Below are 19,928 nucleotides of genomic sequence, written 5' to 3' on the forward strand. Positions count from 1 at the left end.
TGACTCTTGTTATTTTTTAAAGTTGTGTGTCTGTCCGTTGGTGGGCGGCCCCCGGCTGTTATCAAGCCTGACCGCCCGGAGTGGGCCCTCCCCCGCCCCAAAACCGCCCCGCTGGCGCCCACCCCCAGGGCAAGCGACGCGCAAAACCGAAAACGGCCCGGCACCAAAAGGCGCCGGGCCGGATCCGTCAGAAACTCACTCCTCGGTAGTAGCAGCCCCAAGGTCAGCCGGCACCGCATCCGGCACCGAGACCCCACGGTCAGCCCCACGGAAGACCAGCTTCGCCTTCTCCACCTGAGCCGGGTCCCCCTCGCAGTCGACGACCACGATCTGACCCGGCCGCAGCTCGTTGAAGAGGATCTGCTCGGACAGCGTGTCCTCCAGCTCGCGCTGGATCGTCCGGCGCAGCGGCCGCGCACCCAGGACCGGGTCGAAGCCCTTGGCCGCCAGGTACTTCTTCGCGTTGTCGGTCAGCTCGAGACCCATGTCCTTGTTCTTCAGCTGGCCCTCGATACGGGCCGTGAAGATGTCCACGATCTGCAGGATTTCCTGCTCCCGCAGCTGGTGGAAGACGATGGTGTCGTCGATACGGTTCAGGAACTCCGGGCGGAAGTGCTGCTTCAGCTCGTCGTTGACCTTGATCTTCATCCGCTCGTAGGACGACTCCTCGGCCTCGGAGGCCTGGAAGCCCAGCGACACCGCCTTCGCCACGTCGCGCGTGCCGAGGTTGGTGGTGAGGATGATGACCGTGTTCTTGAAGTCCACGATCCGGCCCTGGCCGTCGGTCAGGCGACCGTCTTCCAGGATCTGCAGCAGCGTGTTGAAGACGTCCGGGTGGGCCTTCTCGATCTCGTCGAAGAGGACCACGGAGAACGGCTTGCGGCGCACCTTCTCGGTCAGCTGGCCGCCCTCGTCGTAACCGACGTAACCGGGAGGGGCACCGACGAGGCGGGACACCGTGTAGCGGTCGTGGAACTCCGACATGTCGAGCTGGATCAGCGCGTCCTCGGAGCCGAACAGGAACTCGGCGAGAGCCTTGGAGAGCTCGGTCTTACCGACACCGGACGGGCCGGCGAAGATGAACGAGCCGCTCGGGCGCTTCGGGTCCTTCAGGCCGGCACGCGTACGCCGGATCGCCTTGGAGACCGCCTGCACCGCGTCCTCCTGGCCGATGACCCGCTTGTGCAGCTCATCCTCCATGCGCAGCAGACGCGAGGTCTCCTCCTCGGTCAGCTTGTAGACCGGGATGCCGGTCCAGTTGCCGAGGACCTCGGCGATCTGCTCGTCGTCGACCTCGGACACCACGTCCAGGTCGCCGGCCTTCCACTCCTTCTCCCGCTGCGCCTTCTGGTTGAGGAGCGTCTTCTCCTTGTCGCGCAGCTGGGCGGCCCGCTCGAAGTCCTGCGCGTCGATCGCGGACTCCTTGTCGCGCCGCACCTGGGCGATGCGCTCGTCGAAGTCGCGGAGGTCCGGCGGCGCGGTCATCCGGCGGATGCGCATCCGTGCGCCGGCCTCGTCGATCAGGTCGATCGCCTTGTCCGGCAGGAACCGGTCCGAGATGTACCGATCGGCCAGCGTCGCGGCCGCGACCAGAGCCGCGTCGGTGATGCTGATCCGGTGGTGCGCCTCGTAGCGGTCCCGGAGGCCCTTGAGGATCTCGATGGTGTGCGCCAGCGACGGCTCGCCGACCTGGATGGGCTGGAAGCGGCGCTCCAGGGCCGCGTCCTTCTCCAGGTGCTTGCGGTACTCGTCCAGCGTGGTCGCACCGATGGTCTGCAGCTCACCGCGGGCCAGCATCGGCTTGAGGATCGACGCGGCGTCGATCGCGCCCTCGGCGGCGCCGGCGCCGACCAGAGTGTGGATCTCGTCGATGAAGAGGATGATGTCGCCGCGGGTGCGGATCTCCTTGAGCACCTTCTTGAGGCGCTCCTCGAAGTCACCGCGGTAACGGGAGCCGGCCACGAGAGCACCGAGGTCCAGCGTGTACAGCTGCTTGTCCTTCAGCGTCTCGGGCACCTCGCCCTTGACGATGGACTGGGACAGGCCCTCCACCACGGCGGTCTTGCCGACGCCGGGCTCGCCGATCAGAACCGGGTTGTTCTTGGTGCGGCGGGAGAGCACCTGCATGACCCGCTCGATTTCCTTCTCCCGGCCGATGACCGGGTCGAGCTTGCCCTCGCGGGCGGCCTGGGTCAGGTTGCGGCCGAACTGGTCGAGAACCAGCGACGTGGACGGCGCGGCCTCTCCGGTCGCGGCGCCGGCGGCGGCCGGCTCCTTGCCCTGGTAGCCGCTGAGCAGCTGGATCACCTGCTGGCGGACCCGGTTCAGGTCGGCGCCGAGCTTGACCAGAACCTGGGCGGCGACGCCCTCGCCCTCACGGATCAGGCCGAGCAGGATGTGCTCGGTGCCGATGTAGTTGTGGCCGAGCTGAAGCGCCTCGCGCAGCGAGAGCTCCAGGACCTTCTTGGCTCGCGGCGTGAACGGGATGTGCCCGCTCGGCGCCTGCTGGCCCTGGCCGATGATCTCCTCAACCTGCTGCCGTACACCTTCGAGGGAGATGCCCAGACTTTCGAGGGCCTTCGCAGCGACGCCCTCTCCTTCGTGGATCAAACCCAAGAGGATGTGCTCTGTACCGATGTAGTTGTGGTTGAGCATCCGGGCCTCTTCTTGGGCCAGGACGACAACCCGTCGCGCTCGGTCGGTGAACCGCTCGAACATGCCCTCGTGCTCCTCACGTGCCGTGCGCCCATGCTGAGCCTGTCTCAACAGGTGGCGGGGCCAGCGCACGGGCATCGGTGATGCCCGTGCTGTAACTCTATCGCCGCTGACGCGCTCCGCTGGGTCCTCGTGACCCTTCGAAACGATCCGCGACGTTGATTTAGCCAACTTCGCACGCTCAACGGCTGTTCCCCCACCCGAACGTGTACGCGTACAGCGAAATCGCGGGCATCCACAGCCTGTGGACAACTAGGCACCTGCCTGTGGATAACTTGGGGACAGAACGCCGAAGGGCGCGCTGATCACATGATCAGCGCGCCCGTGAGCGCCAGGAAGCCCAGCCACCGACCCCCACCCAAACCCAAGCCCAGCCAAGCCCACCAAGCCCAGCCACACCAAGCCCAGCCAACCCACCAAGCCCAGCCACACCAAGCTCAGCCAAGCCCACCAAGCCCAGCCACACCAAGCCCGGCCAAACCCACCAAGCTCAGCCACCAAGCTCAGCCACTAGCGATGCCGAAGGCGAGGGTGAGACCCGGACGGCCGTTTCAGGCCCGTCCGGGTCCTTTCGAGTGGAACTCGTCCACGATCTCCTGCGGGATCCGGCCCCGGTCGGAGATGTCCTTCCCCGCCTTCTTGGCCCACTCGCGGATCGCCTTGTTCTGCTCGCGGTCGGCGGTGGCGCCGCCACGACCACGCGCCGCCCGGCCACCGACCACGACACCACCGCGGGCGACCCGGGTGCCGGCTTTGACGAAGGGCTCGAAGACCTCCCGCAATTTCGCGGCGTTCTTCTCGGACAGGTCGATCTCATACTGAATGCCGTCGAGCGCAAACTTCACGGTCTCGTCGGCGTCACCGTTGTCGAGGTCATCGACCAGCTTGTGAATGATCTGCTTGGCCACGCGCCGTTATCCTCCCGAACACAGGTTCTCTCCCCAGCAATGGGAAGACAATAACGCCAGGGGCGTATCGGCCGTCAATGGCGGGGGCAATAATGCCGAGCGGCTACTCCGGCCGGACCAAGGGGAAGAGGATCGTTTCCCGAATGCCAAGGCCGGTGAGCGCCATCAACAGCCGGTCGATTCCCATTCCCATGCCACCGGTAGGCGGCATTCCGTACTCCATGGCACGCAGGAAATCCTCGTCCAGCTGCATCGCCTCGGCGTCGCCACCGGCGGCGAGCAGCGACTGCGCGTGCAGCCGTTCGCGCTGGACGACCGGGTCGACGAGTTCCGAGTACGCGGTGGCGAGCTCGAATCCGGCGACGTAGAGGTCCCACTTCTCGGTCAGTCCCGGAATGGAGCGGTGCGGCGCGGTGAGCGGCGCGGTCTCCTCCGGGTAGTCCCGGACGAACGTCGGCTGCTGCAGCTTGTGCTGCACGAGGTGCTCGAAGAGTTCCTCGGCGAGCTTGCCGGCGCTCCACTTGGGGTCCACGCCGAGCTGGACCTTTTCCGCGTACCGCTGCAGCTGGGCGAGGTCGGTGCCGATGGTGACCTCCTCGCCGAGCGCCTCGGAGACGGCGCCGAAGAGGGTGATCTCCGCCCATTCGCCGCCCAGGTCGACCTCGGTGCCGTCGGCGTGGGTGACCACGTGCGATCCGGAGACGGCGGTCGCGGCCTCCTGAATCCACTGCCGCACCTGCTGCTGCATGACGTTGTAGTCGGCATACGCCTGATACGCCTCGAGCATGGCGAACTCCGGAGAGTGCGTGGAGTCCATGCCCTCATTCCGGAAGTTGCGGTTGATCTCGAAGACCCGCTCGATGCCGCCGACCACGGCACGCTTCAAAAAGAGTTCCGGGGCGATCCGCAGATAAAGATCGGTGTCCAGTGCGTTGCTGTGAGTCACAAACGGCCGGGCCGCCGCGCCCCCGTGCAGCAACTGCAACATGGGTGTTTCCACCTCGAGGAAATTGCGGCGGAACAGTGACTCACGCAGGCTGCGGACCACCGTGGCACGAGTCCGCACCACGTCGCGTGCCTGCGGCCGGACGATGAGATCGACATAACGCTGCCGCACCCGGGTCTCCTCGGAAAGCGGCTTGTGCGCCACCGGAAGCGGGCGCAGCGACTTGGCGCTCATCGTCCACGAATCGGCGAGCACGGAAAGCTCGCCACGGCGACTGGTGATCACTTCACCGGTGACCGCGACCAGGTCACCGAGGTCGACGACCTTCTTCCACTCCTCCAGCGCGTCGGCGCCGACCTTGTCCAGCGAGAGCATCGCCTGCAGCTCGGTGCCGTCACCGGCCCGCAGCGTGGCGAAGCAGAGCTTGCCGCCGTTCCGCACGAAGATCACCCGTCCGGTGACCGACACCGTGTCACCGCTGGCGGTGTCGGTGGGCAGATCCGCGTACTTGGCGCGGACCTCCGCGAGCTCGGCGGTCCGGGGCACGTTCACCGGGTACGGCGGGACGCCCTCGGCCAGCAGCCTGTCGCGCTTCGCCCGGCGGACCCGCATCTGCTCGGGAAGGTCCTCGGCGGGGTCCACTGCTGGCGTGTTCTGCTCGGTCACGGCTCGACTTCCTGCTGGATTCTCATCAAAGACCTGGAAAGCGTACTCAGCGCTGCTCAGACGTTCCGCTCATATACCATCCGCAGCCCGATCAGCGTGATCATCGGCTCGTGCGCGGTGATGGTCCGGCACTCGTCCTTGACCAGCCAGGCCAGGCCGCCGGTCGCGATCACCGCCTTGACCGGGCCGATCTCCTCGATCATCCGCTCCACGATCCGGTCCACCTGCCCGGCGAAGCCGAAGTAGAGCCCGGCCTGCAGACATTCCACGGTGTTCTTGCCGATGACCGATTTCGGTCTGGTCGGCTCGACCTTGCGCAGCTGGGCGGCACGGGCCGCGAGCGCGTCGAAGGAGATCTCGATGCCGGGCGCGAACGCGCCACCGAGGAACTCACCCTTCGCGCTGATCAGGTCGAAGTTGGTGGTGGTGCCGAAATCGACGACTATCGACGGCCCGCCGTAGAGCGCGTGCGCCGCGAGCGTGTTGACCACCCGGTCGGAGCCGACCTCCTTGGGGTTGTCGATCGCCAGCTGCACACCGGTCTTCACGCCCGGCTCCACGATCACGCTGGGCACCTCGCCGTAATAGCGCTTCAGCATGGTGCGCAGGTTGCGCAGCGCGGCCGGAACCGTCGAGCACGCGGCCACCCCGGTGATCTCGACCGCGTCCCCGGCCAGCAGCCCGCGGAACATCAGACCCAGTTCGTCGGCGGTCGATGCGGCGTCGGTCTTGATCCGCCAGTTGTGCACGAGCTTGTCGCCGTCGAAGGTGGCCAGCACGGTGTTGGTGTTACCGATGTCAATGCACAGCAGCACGATGGCCCCTAAGAATCAAAATCAAGACCTTCATTTTGTACGCGCCACACCTCACCCGACCGCACCGGGACCGTCCCGTGGCGCACCGGTGCCCATGGCCCGCCGTGACCTGTGACCGGCACCCACTGCTCAGCGCGGGCGCAGGTCCAGTGCGATGTCCAGAATCGGCGACGAGTGGGTCAGCCCGCCGACCGACAGATAGTTCACCCCGGTCGCGGCGTACGCGGCGGCGGTCTCCAGCGTCAGGTTCCCGGTCGCCTCGAGTTCGGCCTGAGCACCGACCGCGGCCACCACCTCGGTGAGCAGCTCCGGCCGCATGTTGTCGCAGAGCAGGAACGTCGCGCCGGCCGCGACCGCCTCCCGGGCCTCGTCCAGCGTGGTCACCTCGACCTGCACCGCCACGTCCGGGAAGGTCTGGCGCACCAGCTGGTAGGCGGCGGTGATGCTGCCGGCCGCCAGCTTGTGGTTGTCCTTGATCATCGCGACGTCGTAGAGGCCCATCCGCTTGTTGGTGCCACCGCCGACCCGTACCGCGTACTTCTCCAGCGCCCGCAGGCCGGGCGTGGTCTTGCGGGTGTCCAGCACCGTCGCGCCGGTGCCCTCCAGGACCTCGGCCCACTTGCGGGTGTGCGTCGCGACGCCGGACATCCGGCTGATCAGGTTCAGGGCGGTCCGCTCGGCGGTCAGCAGCGCCCGGGTCGGCCCGGTGACCCGGGCCAGCACGTCGCCCCGGCGCACCCGGTCGCCGTCGTTCGCCAACTGCTCGAACGTCGCCGTGCCGGACGAGGTGACGGCGAAGACCTCCGCCGCCACCAGCAGTCCGGCCACCACGCCGTCGGCGCGGGCGACGAGCTCGGCGATGCCGATCTGGCCGGCCGGGATGGTGGCCTCGCTCGTCACGTCGCGGGGCGGGTCGCCGAGGTCCTCGCCGAGCGCCGTGAAGACGATCCGCTGCAGCTCGGCCAGGTCTATTCCGGGAAGCGTCACGCTGTTCCTCCTCGGGCGTGCTCTCCCGGCCCTTGCTTCGCCGCGGTGCAGTCGATCACGCCATCTCCTCGAACTTCTGGGTCAGGTGTCCGTCGGCTCCGACGGCGTTGAGCAGGTGGCCGCGCCACTCGTCGGCGGCGGTCGGGTGGTCCTCGCGCCAGTGGCAGCCACGCGTCTCCCGGCGCGACTGCGCGTTGGCCACGAGCACCGACGCGATCGTGAGCAGGTTCGTCGCCTCCCACGCCGCGGTGTTCGGCCGGGAGCGCTGCTCGGACAGGCGGCTCAGCTCCTTGGCCGCGCCGGCCAGCGAGTCGGCCGAGCGCAGCACGCCGGCCCCCCGGGTCATGGCCCGCTGCAGCTCGGGACGGGTCGCCGGGTCGGTGACCCAGGCCGGGCCCGCGTCGGACCGTACCGGCTCGGCCTGTTCCGGCAGGTCCCGGCCGATGTCGTCGGCGATCCGCTTGGCGAAGACCAGACCTTCGAGCAGGGAGTTGCTGGCCAGCCGGTTGGCGCCGTGCACACCGGTGCAGGCGACCTCACCGCAGGCGTACAGGCCGGGGATGCTGGTGCGGCCGTGCAGGTCGGTGCGGACCCCGCCGGAGGCGTAGTGCGCGGCCGGGGCGACCGGGATCAGCTCGGTGGCCGGGTCCACGCCGGCGGCCCGGGTGGACGCCATGATGGTCGGGAACCGGTGCTCCAGGAAGTCCTTGCCGAGGTGCCGCGCGTCCAGGTAGACGTGGTCCGCCCCGGTGGCCCGCAGCACCCGGTAGATGCCCTTGGCGACCACGTCCCGGGGCGCCAGCTCGGCGAGCTCGTGCTGCCCCACCATGAACCGCTCGCCGGCCTCGTCGACCAGGTACGCCCCCTCGCCCCGCAGCGCCTCCGAGATCAGCGGCCGCTGCGCCGAGCTCAACTGCGGGAGCCCTGAGGCGTCATCCGCGGAGTTGGCCTGACCGGAGACGAACGAGGTGGGGTGGAACTGCACGAACTCGACGTCGGTGACGACCGCGCCGGCCCGCAGCGCGAGCGCCACGCCGTCGCCGGTGGAGACCGACGGGTTCGTGGTGGACGAGTAGATCTGGCCCATCCCGCCGGTGGCCAGCACCACGGCCCGGGCCAGGATCGCGCCGACGCCGTCCTCACTGCCCTCGCCGAGCACGTGCAGGGTGAGTCCGCAGGCCCGGCCGTCGGCGGCGCGCAGCAGGTCCAGCACGAGCGCGTGCTCGACCAGGCGGATCCATGGGTCGCGGTGCACCGCCTGGTGCAGCGCCCGCTGCACCTCGGCGCCGGTCGCGTCGCCGCCGGCGTGCACGATCCGGTCGGCGCGGTGGCCGCCCTCGCGGGTCAGCATCAGCGAGCCGTCCGGGTTGCGGTCGAACTCGGCGCCCCGGCGGATCAGCTCCCGGATCCGGGCCGGGCCCTCCTCGACCAGCACCCGGACCGCTTCCGGGTCGCAGAGGCCGACGCCGGCGATCTCGGTGTCGTACGCGTGGGCCTGCGGCGTGTCCAGCGGGTCCAGCACGGCGGCGATCCCGCCCTGCGCCCAGCGCGTGGAGCCGTCGTCGATGTTCACCTTGGTCACGACCGTGACGTGCAGGCCCTGTTCGCGCAGGTGCAGGGCGGCGGTCAGGCCGGCGATCCCGGAACCGACCACGACGACGTCGGTGGTCTCGGTCCAGCCCGGCTCGGCAGCCGCGAGCCGGCGTGGCAGCGCCGGTAGATCCGCGAGAGGTGACATGTGTCCCAGTACACTCCGCCCGCTCGGATCCGTCGCGGCGGGGGCACCATCAGTGGTCACGGTTACTTGTACTGGACAGGAAGGGCTTTCGGTCCCTTGCCCTCCAGCGAGCTCGTCAGCTCCGCGCCGTCGAGCCACAGGTAACAGCGGACGCTGTGATCGCCCTGCGCCCACACGTCGGCGTTGCCGGGCAGCGACACCACCCCGGTCCGATAGCGCAGGTCGGCGTCGTCCGGCACGTCGACGTACTTCGCCACCACGGTCCGGCAGCCGTCGTGGAACTCGTCCCACGTCGCGTCCCGCTTCGGGTACGCCGCTTCGGCCGGCGCCTCCCACACTCCGGCGAACTCGGCGTTGTGCTTCTCGGCGCACCCGGCGGCCGGCATCGTCTTGATCGCCCCGCCGCCGTCCAGGCCGATGGCGTAACAGCCGAGTTCGAGGTCGGATCCCTCGGTGGAGAGGGCGTTGCGCAGCGTGCCCTTACGCTGGACCAGGGCGCCGTCGTCCTCGATCGAGTCGAGTTCCACCACCTCGCAGCGGAACCACCGCGCGCCGCCGCTCCAGGCCGCCGGTGAGGGGTCGGTGACGCCGATCCAGAGCCGGGCGTTGCGCCACGGCCCGCCCACGTACTCGGTGGTCTTGTCGTCGCAGGTCCGATAGGCGGCCTTGGCTGCGGACGAGCTCTCGGCCGGCGGCTCACCGGACTCGGCTGCCGCACCGGTGTACGCGCCGACGAACACCGTCTCGGTGCGGTGCAGCACCTCGCAGTCCGCCTCCTCATAGGTGGACCGCGGGCCGGAGACGGCGAAGTTCGACAGATGACACGTCCCGGCCACCGGCACGAAGCTGGTGGCCGCGGCCATCGCGCCCCAGTTGTTGGTGAGATCGCCGTCGATGTCGCCGCTGCCACCGCAACCGGCGGCGAGCAGCACCGCCACGGTCATCGCGGCCACCCCGGCGCCTCCTCGGGTCCGCCGCCGGTGTCGCATGAACCCGCCTCCCACGTCCGCCGCCGGTGTCCGATTTATCGATCGTATGACGATCTGTACGGATACCGGCGGCGTTCCGGGAAGTTCCCGCCGCAGAGCGCTACAAAGCGCCCACGCGACTCAGCCGCGGGCCAGCGTCAGGTCACCCCGCACCAGGTCGCCGGCCATCCCGGGGACTGCCTCGGCCGGGTCGGCGCCCAGCTCGATGACCTTGTTGGACGCGTCCACGTGCACCACCCGCGGCTGGTACTCCTTCGCCTCCTCGGTCGACATCTGACCGTAAGAGATCAGGATGACCAGGTCGCCGGGGTGCACCAGGTGCGCGGCCGCGCCGTTGATGCCGATCACGCCGCTGCCCCGCTCACCCGGGATCACATAGGTCTCCAGGCGCGCGCCGTTCGTCACGTCCACGATCGCCACCTGCTCCCCGGGGATCAGGTCGGCCGCGTCGAGCAGATCCTCGTCGATCGTGACCGAACCGACGTAGTGGAGGTCGGCCTGGGTCACGGTGGCCCGGTGGATCTTCGACTTGAGCATGGTGCGCAGCATTCAGGAGTCCTTCCGGAGCTGGAGCGGAACGTTGTCGATGAGCCGGGTGCTGCCGACCTTGGCAGCCACCAGCAGGCGAGCTTCGCCCTCCTCCGGCGCGGCGCCCAGGTCCGCACCGGTGAGAGCCAGGTAGTCCACCCGTACCCCGGGCTCCTCCGCCAAGATCTTGTTCGCCGCGGCCAGAACCGACTCGGGGTCGCTCTGCGCGGCGCCCTCGCGCAGAGCGCGAGAGAGCGCCAGCGCCGACACGCGTTGCTCGGCGGAGAGGTATCGGTTTCGGCTGGAAAGGGCAAGACCGTCGCTTTCCCGTACGGTCGGAACGCCCACGATCTCCACGCCCAGCTCAAGGTCACGCGCCATCCGGCGGATCAGCGCGAGCTGCTGGAAGTCCTTCTCCCCGAAGTACGCCACGTCGGCGCGCGTCAGCATCAGCAGTTTCTGGACCACGGTGAGCATGCCGGAGAAGTGTCCCGGCCGGCTCGCGCCTTCCAAGATCTCGCCGAGCGGGCCCGGATGCATCGTGATCGACGGCGGGCCACCCGGATAGACGTCGTCCCGGCTCGGCGCGAACACCACCGTGACGCCCTCCGCCGCGCAGGCCGCGACGTCGTCATCCAGGGTGCGCGGGTACTTCTCGAAGTCCTCGCCCGGCCCGAACTGCAGCGGGTTCACGAAGATCGTCACCACCACGAACGCCGACCGCTCGCGCGCCACCCGCATCAGCTGCCGGTGACCCTCGTGCAGCGCCCCCATGGTCATCACGACCGCGATCTCTCCGGGCGCCCGGTCCAGCTCAGCGGCCAGCTCGGCCCGGGTGTGCACCAGCGTGGTCACGCGACACTCCCGCTCTTCACGTTCTTCACGCGAGCCGCGTCGGCCCGGGACAGGACGTCGAGCAGCGCGGCCGCGTCGTGCGGGCGCAGCCGGCCGGAAGCGATCGCCCGGTCCGCGGTGCGCCGGGCCATCGCCAGGTACGCCGGAACCGCGTCCACCGGCATCCGATCGAGGTGCTTGGCGACCGTGCCGGCGTCACCCCGGGAGACCGGACCGGTCAGCGCCGCGTCACCCATCCGCAGAGCGTTGTCGAGCGCCGCGGTCAGCAGCGGCTCCAGCACCCGGCCGGGCCGGCCGACGCCGGCCGCGCGCAGCAGGTCGGAGGCCTCGTTGACGAGCGTGACAAGGTGGTTCGCCCCGTGCGCGAGGGCCGCGTGGTAGAGCGGCCGGGCGTCCTCGGCCACCCACTCCGGCACGCCGCCCAGGTCGGCCACGAGCCGGGTGGCGAACGCCCGGTCGCGGGTGGTCACGCCCCAGGCGATGCCGGGCAGCCGGTCCAGGTCGGTGTCCGCGCCGGTGAAGGTCATCGCGGGATGCAGGGCCATGCCGTTCACATCGCCCAGAACGGCGAGTCCGTGAGCCCCTGAGGTATGTGCCACCACCTGGCCGGGGCGCAGGGCGCCGGTCCGGTCCAGGCCGGCGATCATCTCGGGCAGGGCGTCGTCCGGAACGGCGAGCAGCAGCAGGTCGCTACCGGCCCGCGCGACCTCGTCGGCGGGCAGGATCGCGGCGTCCGGCAGCAGGCGGGCGGCTCGTTCGCGGGAAGCGCTGGAGACGGCGGCGGCGGCCACCACGCGGTGCCCGGCCGCGGTGAGTGCGGCGCCCAGAACGGCGCCCACCCGGCCGGCGCCGACGACGCCGACGGTCAAAGCGTTCATCTGTGGATCCAGTCCTCGAGTCGGGGTACCGGTCGTGCGAGAAGTATGCGCCGAATTAACACGCCCGTAGCAACCACCTGTGGCAAACCGCACCGGCTCGCTTCCACGTGCTGTATCGGCCACCCCGCCACGGCACTGAGCGCCAGCCGGACCAGCCGGCCGCCAGCACGCCCGGCTCCACACTCAACGCCAGCCGGACCAGCCGGACCAGCCGGACCGGCTGGCTGTCAGGGCTCCTCGGCGTCGGCGTCGCGCGGCGGCCGGCGGCGGGGCTTAGGCTGGCGGTATGTCCATCGGGTGGCGGCTGGCGATGCGGGCGGCGCTCTACGGCAGCGACGGCTTCTTCGTGCGTGACGACGCCGGGCCGGCCGGGCACTTCCGCACCAGCGTGCACGCCTCGCCGCTCTTCGCCGGAGCGCTGCTGCGCCTCGTCGAACGGATCGACGAGGCGCTGGGCCGGCCGGAGACGTTCGACCTGGTCGACGTCGGCGCCGGTCGCGGCGAACTGCTCAGCACCCTGCTCGCGACGCTCCCCGCCGGTCTCGCCGGACGGGTCCGCCCGATCGCCGTCGAGATCGCGCCACGGCCGCCCGGCCTGGACCCGCGCATCTCCTGGCGCCGCGACACCCCGGACCGGGTGACCGGGTTGATGATCGCCACCGAGTGGCTCGACAACGTCCCGCTCGACGTGGTCGAGACCGACGAGCACGGCACGCCCCGCAAGGTGCTCGTCGACCGCCGGACCGGCGCCGAGACGCTCGGCGCACCGGCCGACGCGGCCGACCTCTTCTGGCTGAGCCGCTGGTGGACCGGCCCGGGCCGGATCGAGATCGGCTGGCCGCGGGACGCCGCCTGGGCGGACGCGGTCGCCGCGGTCCGCCGCGGGGTGGCGCTCTGTGTCGACTACGGGCACCGGCGCGGCGACCGGCCCGCGCTCGGCAGCCTCACCGGTTATCGCGGCGGCCGCCAGGTGCCACCGGTCCCGGACGGCAGCTGCGACGTGACGGCCCATGTCGCGATGGACGCGGTGGCGGTGGCGGCCGGTCACCCGTACACGATGATCCGCCAGCGTGAGGCGCTGAAAGCGCTCGGCGTCGACGGCGCCCGGCCACCGCTGGATCTGGCCCGCACCGACCCGGCGGCCTATCTCCGGTCCCTCTCCGCGGCCGGCAGCGCCGCCGAGTTGATCGACCCGAGCGGGCTCGGCGCGCACTGGTGGCTGTGGCACGAGGTGGGCGTGGACATCCGTGGGACGATGCAGCCGTGCCATCCGACCGCCCCACCCGCCACCCGCAAAACGGACTGAAGGCCATCCCCATGCGTGAAATGACGGCCCCATGCGTGAAATAACGGTCGGAACGGGCAGCGGGCTGGAGACGGCCGACATGGTGCTCAACATCGGGCCGCAGCACCCGTCGACGCACGGAGTGCTCCGGCTCAAGCTCAAGCTCGACGGTGAGCGCGTCGTCGAGTGCGAGCCGATCGTCGGGTACATGCACCGTGGCGCCGAGAAGCTGTTCGAGGTGCGCGACTACCGGCAGATCATCATGCTGGCGAACCGGCACGACTGGCTCTCCGCGTTCTCCAACGAGCTCGGCGTGGTGCTCGCCGTGGAGCGACTGATGGGCATCGAGGTGCCGGAGCGTGCGGTCTGGCTGCGGATGGCCCTCGCCGAGCTGAACCGGGCGCTCAACCACCTGATGTTCCTCGGCTCCTACCCGCTGGAGATCGGCGCGATCACGCCGATGTTCTACGCGTTCCGGGAACGCGAGACGCTGCAGACGGTCATGGAGGAGGTCTCCGGCGGCCGGATCCACTACATGTTCAACCGGGTGGGCGGCCTCAAGGAGGAGGTGCCGGCCGGCTGGACCAAGCGAGCCCGTGCGGCCGTCGCCGCGGTCCGCCGCCGTCTGCCCGATCTCGATCAGCTGATCCGCAAGAACGACATCTTCCTGGCACGCACGGTCGGCGTCGGCGTGCTCTCGGCGGCCGACGCGGCCGCGTTCGGCGCCTCCGGGCCGGTGGCCCGGGCGAGCGGACTGGACTTCGACGTACGCCGGGACGAGCCCTACCTGGCCTACGACCAGCTGGACGTGCCGGTGGTGACCCGGCAGGCCGGTGACTGCCACTCGCGGTTCGAGGTGTTGCTGGACCAGACGTACGTCTCGCTCGACCTGGTGGAGCAGTGCCTGGACCGGGTGGACCGGATCGGCGGGCCGGTCAACGTGCGGCTGCCGAAAGTGGTGAAGGCGCCGGAGGGGCACACCTACGCGTGGACCGAGAACCCGCTCGGCGTGAACGGGTACTACCTGGTGTCCCGGGGCGAGAAGACGCCGTGGCGGCTCAAGCTGCGCACCGCGTCGTACGCGAACGTGCAGGCCCTCTCCACGCTGATCCCGGGCTGTCTGGTGCCGGACCTGATCGCGATCCTCGGGTCGATGTTCTTCGTGGTCGGGGACATCGACAAGTAGTCAGCGGCCCTGTTGGTAACTGCCGTGGTCAGCGGTCCTGCTGGTAACCGCCGTAGGAAGCGAAGTCGTCGAGCGAGCCGACGTTGGTGTCGTTCGCGGACGGGCGGTGGCGGCGCGCCTTGTACTCGCCGGACGGCTCCTCGTAGGACGGGTATCCCTGGTCCTGGTAACCGTGGTCCTCGTAGCCGTGGTCCTCGTACCCCTGGTCGTCGTAGGCCCGCTCTTCGTAGGCGTTGTAGGGACTGCCGTACTCGTTTCCGCCGGCATGTCCCCCGGCCGCGCCGAAGTCGCCGTTCGGGGCTTCCGGGCGGCCGTACTGGGTGCCCGGCCGGACCGACGCCGAGGCGCGCGGCGGCCCCGCCGGACCGGGCGGGATCGGACCCGAGGAGACCGGACCCGGCGGGATCGGCCCGGACGAGATCGGCCCGGGAGGAAGAGGTCCAGACGAGATCGGCCCGGAGGTGACCGGCCCGGGAGGAAGGGGTCCGGACGAGAGCGGGCCGGACGAGAGCGGGCCGGGGACGGCGGCGGACGCACGCGGCGGGCCGGGCGGCACCGACGCGGAGGCGCGGGAACCGCCGGGGCCGGGCGGCGGGCCGGCGGGACCAGGCAGCGGACCGACCGGACCGGACGAGCCGGCGGGACCGGGCGGCGGGGTCGCCGCGCCACGGGACGGGCCGGGACCGGGCGGCGGGGTGGCCGCGCCACGGGACGGGCCGGCACCGGCCGGCGGTACCGCGGCCGCGGCGCGGGGGCGCGGAACGGGACCGGGCGGCAGGGTGCCGGGAACCGGCGCGGCGCCGTTCATCGGAGGCGGACCAGCGGGTACGGCAGCCGAGCGCACCACCGAGGCGGACCCGGACGGCACCGAGGCGGAGGCCCGGCCCGCCGGAGCGTTCCCGTAGCCCTGACCGCCGTCATAAGCCGGCGCCTGCTCATAGGACTGGCCGCCGTAGGACTGCTCGTCGTGCGACTGCTGCTCGTAGGACTGCTGCTCATACGACTGCTGCTCATACGACTGCTGGTCGTAAGACTGCTCGTCGTAGGAGTGCTCCTCATACGGCTGCTCGTCATAGGACTGGCCGTCATAGGACTGGTCGCCCACGTAGGAGTCGTAACCACCCTGCGGCGCACCGTAGACCGGCTCCGCGTCGTAACCCTCATAGCCGGAAGCGTCATACCCCGACTGCGGAGCGTAACCAGACTCCGGCGGCGCGGCCGCGACGGCCGCTCGGCCGCCGGTGTTGCGCAGCGGCAGTGGCGGGCGGGGCGCCTCGGCGGCCGGTTGTGCCGCTGCCAGGCCGGCGAACTCGGCGCGCATCTGCGAGCGGAGCTTGTCCATCTCTTCCGCGACGCGGTCCTCGACATCCATTCTGAGCAGCACCGGATCGGCGCGGATCAGCAGGGACGCGCCGACCAGCACCACGCTCACGGCGATCAGCAGCACGGCGAAGCGCATCGACGTCTGGCCTCCGCCGATCAGCACGACGGCGGCCGCCAGCGGCGCGAGCACCACTGCGCCCCAGAGGAGGCCACGGAGCAGCTTCGCGCTGTGTCCCGCTTGGGGGTCGCGTTCCGGCATGGGGGCAGATGTTACCGAGAGTGCGCCCCGGACGAAACGGCCACGCACTCGAACGGCACATATGGCCCCCTGTCACCCGGCGATCCGGTTGGTTCCCGTACGCGGGAGCCAACCGGACCGATCAGCGGGTGCCGCGCCGGCCGCCGAGCGAGGCGAAACCGATGATCCAGCCGACGAAGAGGCCGTAGCCGGCGCCCGCTCCGGCCGCCTGGAACGCGCCGAGCAGGGACGGGTTGCTGAGGAAGAGGGTGGCGAGCAGAGCGGCGAAACCGCCCGCGAAGATGTACGCGGCCCAGCCGGCGAAGAACTGGCTGATCGTGCCGCGGGCCCGGGCCAGCTGCGAGCCGGGCAGGAGATAGAGGAAGAGCGCGGTCAGCACCACGAGCAGGATCGCCTTGAGGTCGCCGACGATCACGTCACGCAGCGAGTCGTCGGTGTCGAAGCTCCAGTGCGGCCAGGCCAGCAGCCGCAGCCACCAGCCGCCCGCGGTTTCCGCGTTGGTGTTCTCCAGAGCCCAGTCGCTGTACCAGGGGCTGCCGAACACCAGAACGAGTATCAGTGCGGCGAGTGTGCCCGCACCCGGTGCGGTCTTATATCGATTCCCGAGAGCCATGGCCCCGCTATTCCCAGCGGGGCCCGGCGCTCAAACGATGAACGTCACTTGCTGAGGTAGTCGATGAAGGCGGCCCGCAGCAGCGGTTCCGCCTCGCCGAGGTCGCGGCCCTCGAGCTCACGCCAGAGCGCGACCGCCTCGTCGATGGTCGGGCCGATCGAGTTGGGCGCGCCGTCCAGCGCGGCTGCCTCGTCGGCGTCCGGCAGGTGCCGCAGCACCGACCAGTAGAACTTGACGTCGTGGTGCTGCCGGGCCCGGGCGAAGGCCCGCTCCCGCAGCTCCTCGGTAGAAAGGGCGTCCAGTTCGGCGAACGTCGGCGAGCTCATGACCAAGAGCATAATGAACTGTTTTCCACCTGACATCGAGCCGCAGGCATCCGGCCGCCGGCCGGCGCCGGCTGCTACGGCTCTCGCCACGTTGAAAACAGTTCAATCACCGAGCCGCGCCCCACGGACCGTCGTCCCAGCGGCCGTCGCGGGCCGGCTGCGGGCTGCCCGGCGCGTTCCAGGTCTCCGGCCGATCCGGTGACCAGGTGCCGTTGCTCGCCGCGGCGTTCCACTCCTCGCCGGTGCCGGCGGGCAGCGGCCGTCCGTACGTCTCGACCAGCCGGGTGACGATCAGACCGGCCGCGAAGACGCCCGCCGCGATCGCGAAGAGCGCGATGTCGAGCTCCCGGCGGTTCTCGAAGTCGAGGAAGAGGGTCAGCGCGGTCACCGCGAAGAGCGTGCCGAAGATCCCGCCGCGCCGCCCGTACGCGCTGGTGCCGCCGAGCAGGGCCAGGCCGATGCCGATGCCGGTCCACTCCAGCCCGGTGCCGGGGGCGACCGGGGCGTCGGTGCCGGCGGCCAGGATCGTGCCGGCGCCGACCGCGCAGACCGAGGAGAAGATCAGCGCGAGCACCACGGGCGCGGCTGCCCGGGCGCCGGGACGGCGGGCCGGGTCGCCGGACGGACGGAAGGCGCCGACCCAGCGGCGCACCGGGCCGACCGCGCCGAGCGCGCCGCCGAGCAGGGCCAGCAGTGCGAAGCCGCCGAAGAGCAGGAACGCCTGATCGGTCGGGTCCCAGTCGCCCTGCACCACGACCGGCGCGACGCGCAACTGGGCGTAGACGATGACGCCGAGCCCGGCGGCCAGCGTGGCGGCCCAGCCCGGCACGTGCAGCGCGACGATCACGATCGCCACGATCAGGCCGCCGGCCGCGCCGATGATCAGCGCCGGGGCCAGCGCGGGAACCAGTCCTTTGTCGCCGTTCTCCGCCCACTGGAACGCGGCGGCCAGGGCGATCGGGCCGATCGCGAGGTTCGGCACGCCGGCCCGGAGGCTGAGCCCGGCGCCGAGGGTGAGCAGCCCGATCGCGGCGCCGGTGACGAGCAGCGCGTCGAGGGCCGGGCGCTCCAGCGCGGCCGAGTCCTCGCTGAACAGCAGGAAGCCGATGGCCGCGGCGGCGAGCAGGAGCACCACCTCCCAGCCCAGGTGCACGCCGAGGCGGTCCCGGCCGTCCTCGTCGACCACCGGGAAGGAGCCGGTGGTGGTCACCGGCGCGCGCAGCGACTGGTCGAGGGTGCTGGCGGTGGCGTCGTCGTACTGCACCCGGCGCCGATACGCGGCCGGGTCCGACTCGGTCTGGTCGTTCTGCCGGCGAAACGTGGTGTCGTCGTACGACATGGCCGCGCCTCCTTACGCCTCCGCGAGCGGTTCGAGGCGCACGCTACTCCGGCTGTGGGCCGCCCGCCGCAAAGCATACGGATACGGCATGGCCTCAGTTCAGAGCGTATGAGACGTCGACAACCGTCAACGCCGCTCGGACGGCCGATCGGAGTCGTCGTCCTGCCGGTCGGGCTGTTCCGGCACCCGGCAGGACCGCTCCAGCCAGAGCGCCGCGCCGATCAGCGCGAGCGCCGCCACGAGACCGCCCGCGGTGGCCGGGATGTCCGCGCGGGCCGCCTTGGTCGGCTCCAGCAGCAGCCAGGTGAGCAGGCCGGCGGAGAACCCGGCGAAGATCGCGCCGACGAGGGCGGACGCTTTCGCCAGCGCGACGTACCGCGCGACGGCCAGCGGCTCGACCGGAGGAGCGCCGGGTTTGCGCTGGATCCGGGCGGCGGTGTTCTGCGCGAGCATCGCCTCGGCGACCGCGAGGACGGCCAGGACCAGGGCCGGCGTCCACGGCAGCGAGGGCAGACGGGAGTAGGAGAAGCTGAGCAGCAGCCAGCCCGCGGCCGCGGAGGCCAGGCCGGCCACCACGAGGACGGAGATGCTCGTCGGCCGCAGCGACGGGTCGGGACGACGCCCGTCTTGGGGGTTGGCGCTCACTCCATCGACTCTAGCGACAGATCGGGGCGGGGGCTCATCGCGGCGAGGTCGGCGGCCGTCTCCGGCACGTCCAGGAGCGCGGCGACGGATCCGTGCCCGGGCAGCACCGCGTCCGGTTCCAGATCGAGCCAGGGCCGGAGCACGAACGCCCGCAGGTGCGCGCGCGGATGGGGCAGCGTCAGCTCCTCGTCGTCGCTGGTCACCGGCGTGCCGTCGGCGGAACGGACGTCGATCACGTCGACGTCGAGGGTCCGCGGCCCGAACCGGCGCTCCGGGTCCCGCACCCGGCCTTCGGCCGATTCGCACGCCCGGGCGCGCTCCAGCCAGTCGCGCGCTGTCGCGCTCGCGTCCTCCACGATCAACACCACATTGAGGTACGGGGGTTGCCCGGCATCGCCCCACGGGGGTGTCTCGTAGACGCCGGAGGTCGCCGTGACGCTGTCACCCAGAAGTGCGACGGCGGCCCGCAGGTGGGCTCGCCGGTCGCCGAGGTTGCTGCCCAGCGAGAGGACGGCCCGGGTCACGAGCGTCCCCGGCGCAGCGTGACGGCGACGTCGGCGAACTCGTGCGGGATCGGCGCCTGTGGTTTGTGCACCGTCACCTCGGCGGCGGTCACCCGCGGGTCCGCGAGGCAGACGTCGAGCAGCCGGTCGGCGAGGCGTTCCAGCAGGTTGACCGGTTCGCCGGTGAGCACCTCGACGAGCCGGCCGGCCAACTCGCCGTAGTGAACGGTGTCGGCCACGTCGTCGGAGCGGGCGGCCGGCCCCAGATCGAGGTCGAGCCGGACGTCGACGACGAAGTCCTGGCCCTGCTCGCGCTCGAAGTCGTAGACGCCGTGGTTGCCCCGCGCGCGCAGTCCGGTCAGCGTGATCCGTCCGGTCATCGAGTCCTCCGTGTGATGGGTGGTCCGGCACAGGTCACCGCAGG

General features: G+C 70.7%; 19 protein-coding genes. 2 read left to right on the forward strand and 17 right to left on the reverse strand.

The features are described 5' to 3' along the window. Positions 1 to 195: 195 nt before the first annotated feature. The 10 genes from AB0F72_RS29080 to AB0F72_RS29125 all read right to left on the reverse strand — a co-directional run bounded on the left by AB0F72_RS29080 (position 196) and on the right by AB0F72_RS29125 (position 12,025). Complete coding sequence (locus AB0F72_RS29080) at positions 196 to 2,718, reverse strand: ATP-dependent Clp protease ATP-binding subunit (RefSeq protein ID WP_360437411.1); 2,523 nt, start codon at positions 2,716 to 2,718, stop codon at positions 196 to 198. 548 nt (positions 2,719 to 3,266) lie between these two features. Next, positions 3,267 to 3,623 (reverse strand): Lsr2 family protein, encoded by a 357-nt coding sequence (locus tag AB0F72_RS29085; protein ID WP_014447873.1) that lies wholly within the window; start codon positions 3,621 to 3,623, stop codon positions 3,267 to 3,269. Between the two features lie 103 nt (positions 3,624 to 3,726). Continuing rightward, positions 3,727 to 5,235, reverse strand: a complete 1,509-nt coding sequence (gene lysS / locus AB0F72_RS29090; RefSeq protein WP_360437415.1) for a lysine--tRNA ligase — start codon at positions 5,233 to 5,235, stop codon at positions 3,727 to 3,729. A gap of 56 nt (positions 5,236 to 5,291) precedes the next feature. Further along, on the reverse strand, positions 5,292 to 6,050 hold the full coding sequence (locus AB0F72_RS29095) for a type III pantothenate kinase (protein WP_360437418.1): 759 nt from the start codon (positions 6,048 to 6,050) through the stop codon (positions 5,292 to 5,294). A 129-nt stretch (positions 6,051 to 6,179) separates the two neighbouring features. After that, positions 6,180 to 7,037 (reverse strand): carboxylating nicotinate-nucleotide diphosphorylase, encoded by an 858-nt coding sequence (nadC, locus tag AB0F72_RS29100; RefSeq protein ID WP_360437421.1) that lies wholly within the window; start codon positions 7,035 to 7,037, stop codon positions 6,180 to 6,182. 55 nt (positions 7,038 to 7,092) lie between these two features. Further along, positions 7,093 to 8,775, reverse strand: coding sequence for an L-aspartate oxidase (locus AB0F72_RS29105; RefSeq protein ID WP_360437425.1), 1,683 nt, complete (start codon positions 8,773 to 8,775; stop codon positions 7,093 to 7,095). 62 nt (positions 8,776 to 8,837) lie between these two features. Beyond that, positions 8,838 to 9,719: a septum formation family protein gene (locus tag AB0F72_RS29110; RefSeq protein ID WP_360437699.1), complete on the reverse strand. Its 882-nt coding sequence runs from the start codon at positions 9,717 to 9,719 to the stop codon at positions 8,838 to 8,840. Positions 9,720 to 9,884: 165 nt separating this feature from the next. After that, the gene (gene panD / locus AB0F72_RS29115; RefSeq protein ID WP_360437428.1) at positions 9,885 to 10,313 is read right to left on the reverse strand and encodes an aspartate 1-decarboxylase; all 429 of its coding nucleotides are present in this window, start codon (positions 10,311 to 10,313) and stop codon (positions 9,885 to 9,887) included. Then, complete coding sequence (gene panC, locus AB0F72_RS29120) at positions 10,314 to 11,147, reverse strand: pantoate--beta-alanine ligase (RefSeq protein WP_360437431.1); 834 nt, start codon at positions 11,145 to 11,147, stop codon at positions 10,314 to 10,316. It abuts the gene before it with no gap. Further along, positions 11,144 to 12,025, reverse strand: coding sequence for a Rossmann-like and DUF2520 domain-containing protein (locus tag AB0F72_RS29125; protein ID WP_360437434.1), 882 nt, complete (start codon positions 12,023 to 12,025; stop codon positions 11,144 to 11,146). The genes panC and AB0F72_RS29125 overlap by 4 nt, the downstream gene beginning before the upstream one ends. Positions 12,026 to 12,311: 286 nt before the next feature. On the opposite strand from AB0F72_RS29125, the gene AB0F72_RS29130 reads away from it, so the two are divergent. Both AB0F72_RS29130 and AB0F72_RS29135 read left to right on the forward strand, forming a co-directional pair. Then, on the forward strand, positions 12,312 to 13,331 hold the full coding sequence (locus AB0F72_RS29130) for an SAM-dependent methyltransferase (RefSeq protein ID WP_360437437.1): 1,020 nt from the start codon (positions 12,312 to 12,314) through the stop codon (positions 13,329 to 13,331). A 31-nt stretch (positions 13,332 to 13,362) separates the two neighbouring features. Beyond that, entirely contained in the window at positions 13,363 to 14,496 is a 1,134-nt protein-coding gene (locus tag AB0F72_RS29135) for an NADH-quinone oxidoreductase subunit D (RefSeq protein WP_360437440.1), read from the forward strand. Between the two features lie 28 nt (positions 14,497 to 14,524). Here the strand turns inward: AB0F72_RS29135 and AB0F72_RS29140 are convergent, their stop codons facing one another. From AB0F72_RS29140 to folB, 7 genes are all read right to left on the reverse strand, one after another. Continuing rightward, complete coding sequence (locus AB0F72_RS29140; RefSeq protein ID WP_360437443.1) at positions 14,525 to 16,078, reverse strand: hypothetical protein; 1,554 nt, start codon at positions 16,076 to 16,078, stop codon at positions 14,525 to 14,527. 121 nt (positions 16,079 to 16,199) lie between these two features. Continuing rightward, positions 16,200 to 16,691 (reverse strand): hypothetical protein, encoded by a 492-nt coding sequence (locus tag AB0F72_RS29145; protein WP_360437446.1) that lies wholly within the window; start codon positions 16,689 to 16,691, stop codon positions 16,200 to 16,202. A 44-nt stretch (positions 16,692 to 16,735) separates the two neighbouring features. Next, positions 16,736 to 17,029, reverse strand: coding sequence for a hypothetical protein (locus AB0F72_RS29150; protein WP_360437449.1), 294 nt, complete (start codon positions 17,027 to 17,029; stop codon positions 16,736 to 16,738). A 94-nt stretch (positions 17,030 to 17,123) separates the two neighbouring features. Continuing rightward, the gene (locus tag AB0F72_RS29155) at positions 17,124 to 18,356 is read right to left on the reverse strand and encodes an ABC transporter permease (protein ID WP_360437452.1); all 1,233 of its coding nucleotides are present in this window, start codon (positions 18,354 to 18,356) and stop codon (positions 17,124 to 17,126) included. A 126-nt stretch (positions 18,357 to 18,482) separates the two neighbouring features. Then, positions 18,483 to 19,001 carry a DUF3180 domain-containing protein gene (locus AB0F72_RS29160; RefSeq protein ID WP_360437455.1) on the reverse strand — a complete coding sequence of 173 codons (519 nt, stop codon included), beginning with the start codon at positions 18,999 to 19,001 and terminating at the stop codon, positions 18,483 to 18,485. Then, positions 18,998 to 19,525, reverse strand: a complete 528-nt coding sequence (gene folK / locus AB0F72_RS29165) for a 2-amino-4-hydroxy-6-hydroxymethyldihydropteridine diphosphokinase (protein ID WP_360437458.1) — start codon at positions 19,523 to 19,525, stop codon at positions 18,998 to 19,000. The genes AB0F72_RS29160 and folK overlap by 4 nt, the downstream gene beginning before the upstream one ends. Next, on the reverse strand, positions 19,522 to 19,884 hold the full coding sequence (gene folB, locus AB0F72_RS29170; RefSeq protein WP_360437460.1) for a dihydroneopterin aldolase: 363 nt from the start codon (positions 19,882 to 19,884) through the stop codon (positions 19,522 to 19,524). The genes folK and folB overlap by 4 nt, the downstream gene beginning before the upstream one ends. Positions 19,885 to 19,928 lie beyond the last annotated feature (44 nt).

This window comes from Actinoplanes sp. NPDC023936 (assembly GCF_040639325.1).
Lineage (GTDB): Bacteria > Actinomycetota > Actinomycetes > Mycobacteriales > Micromonosporaceae > Actinoplanes.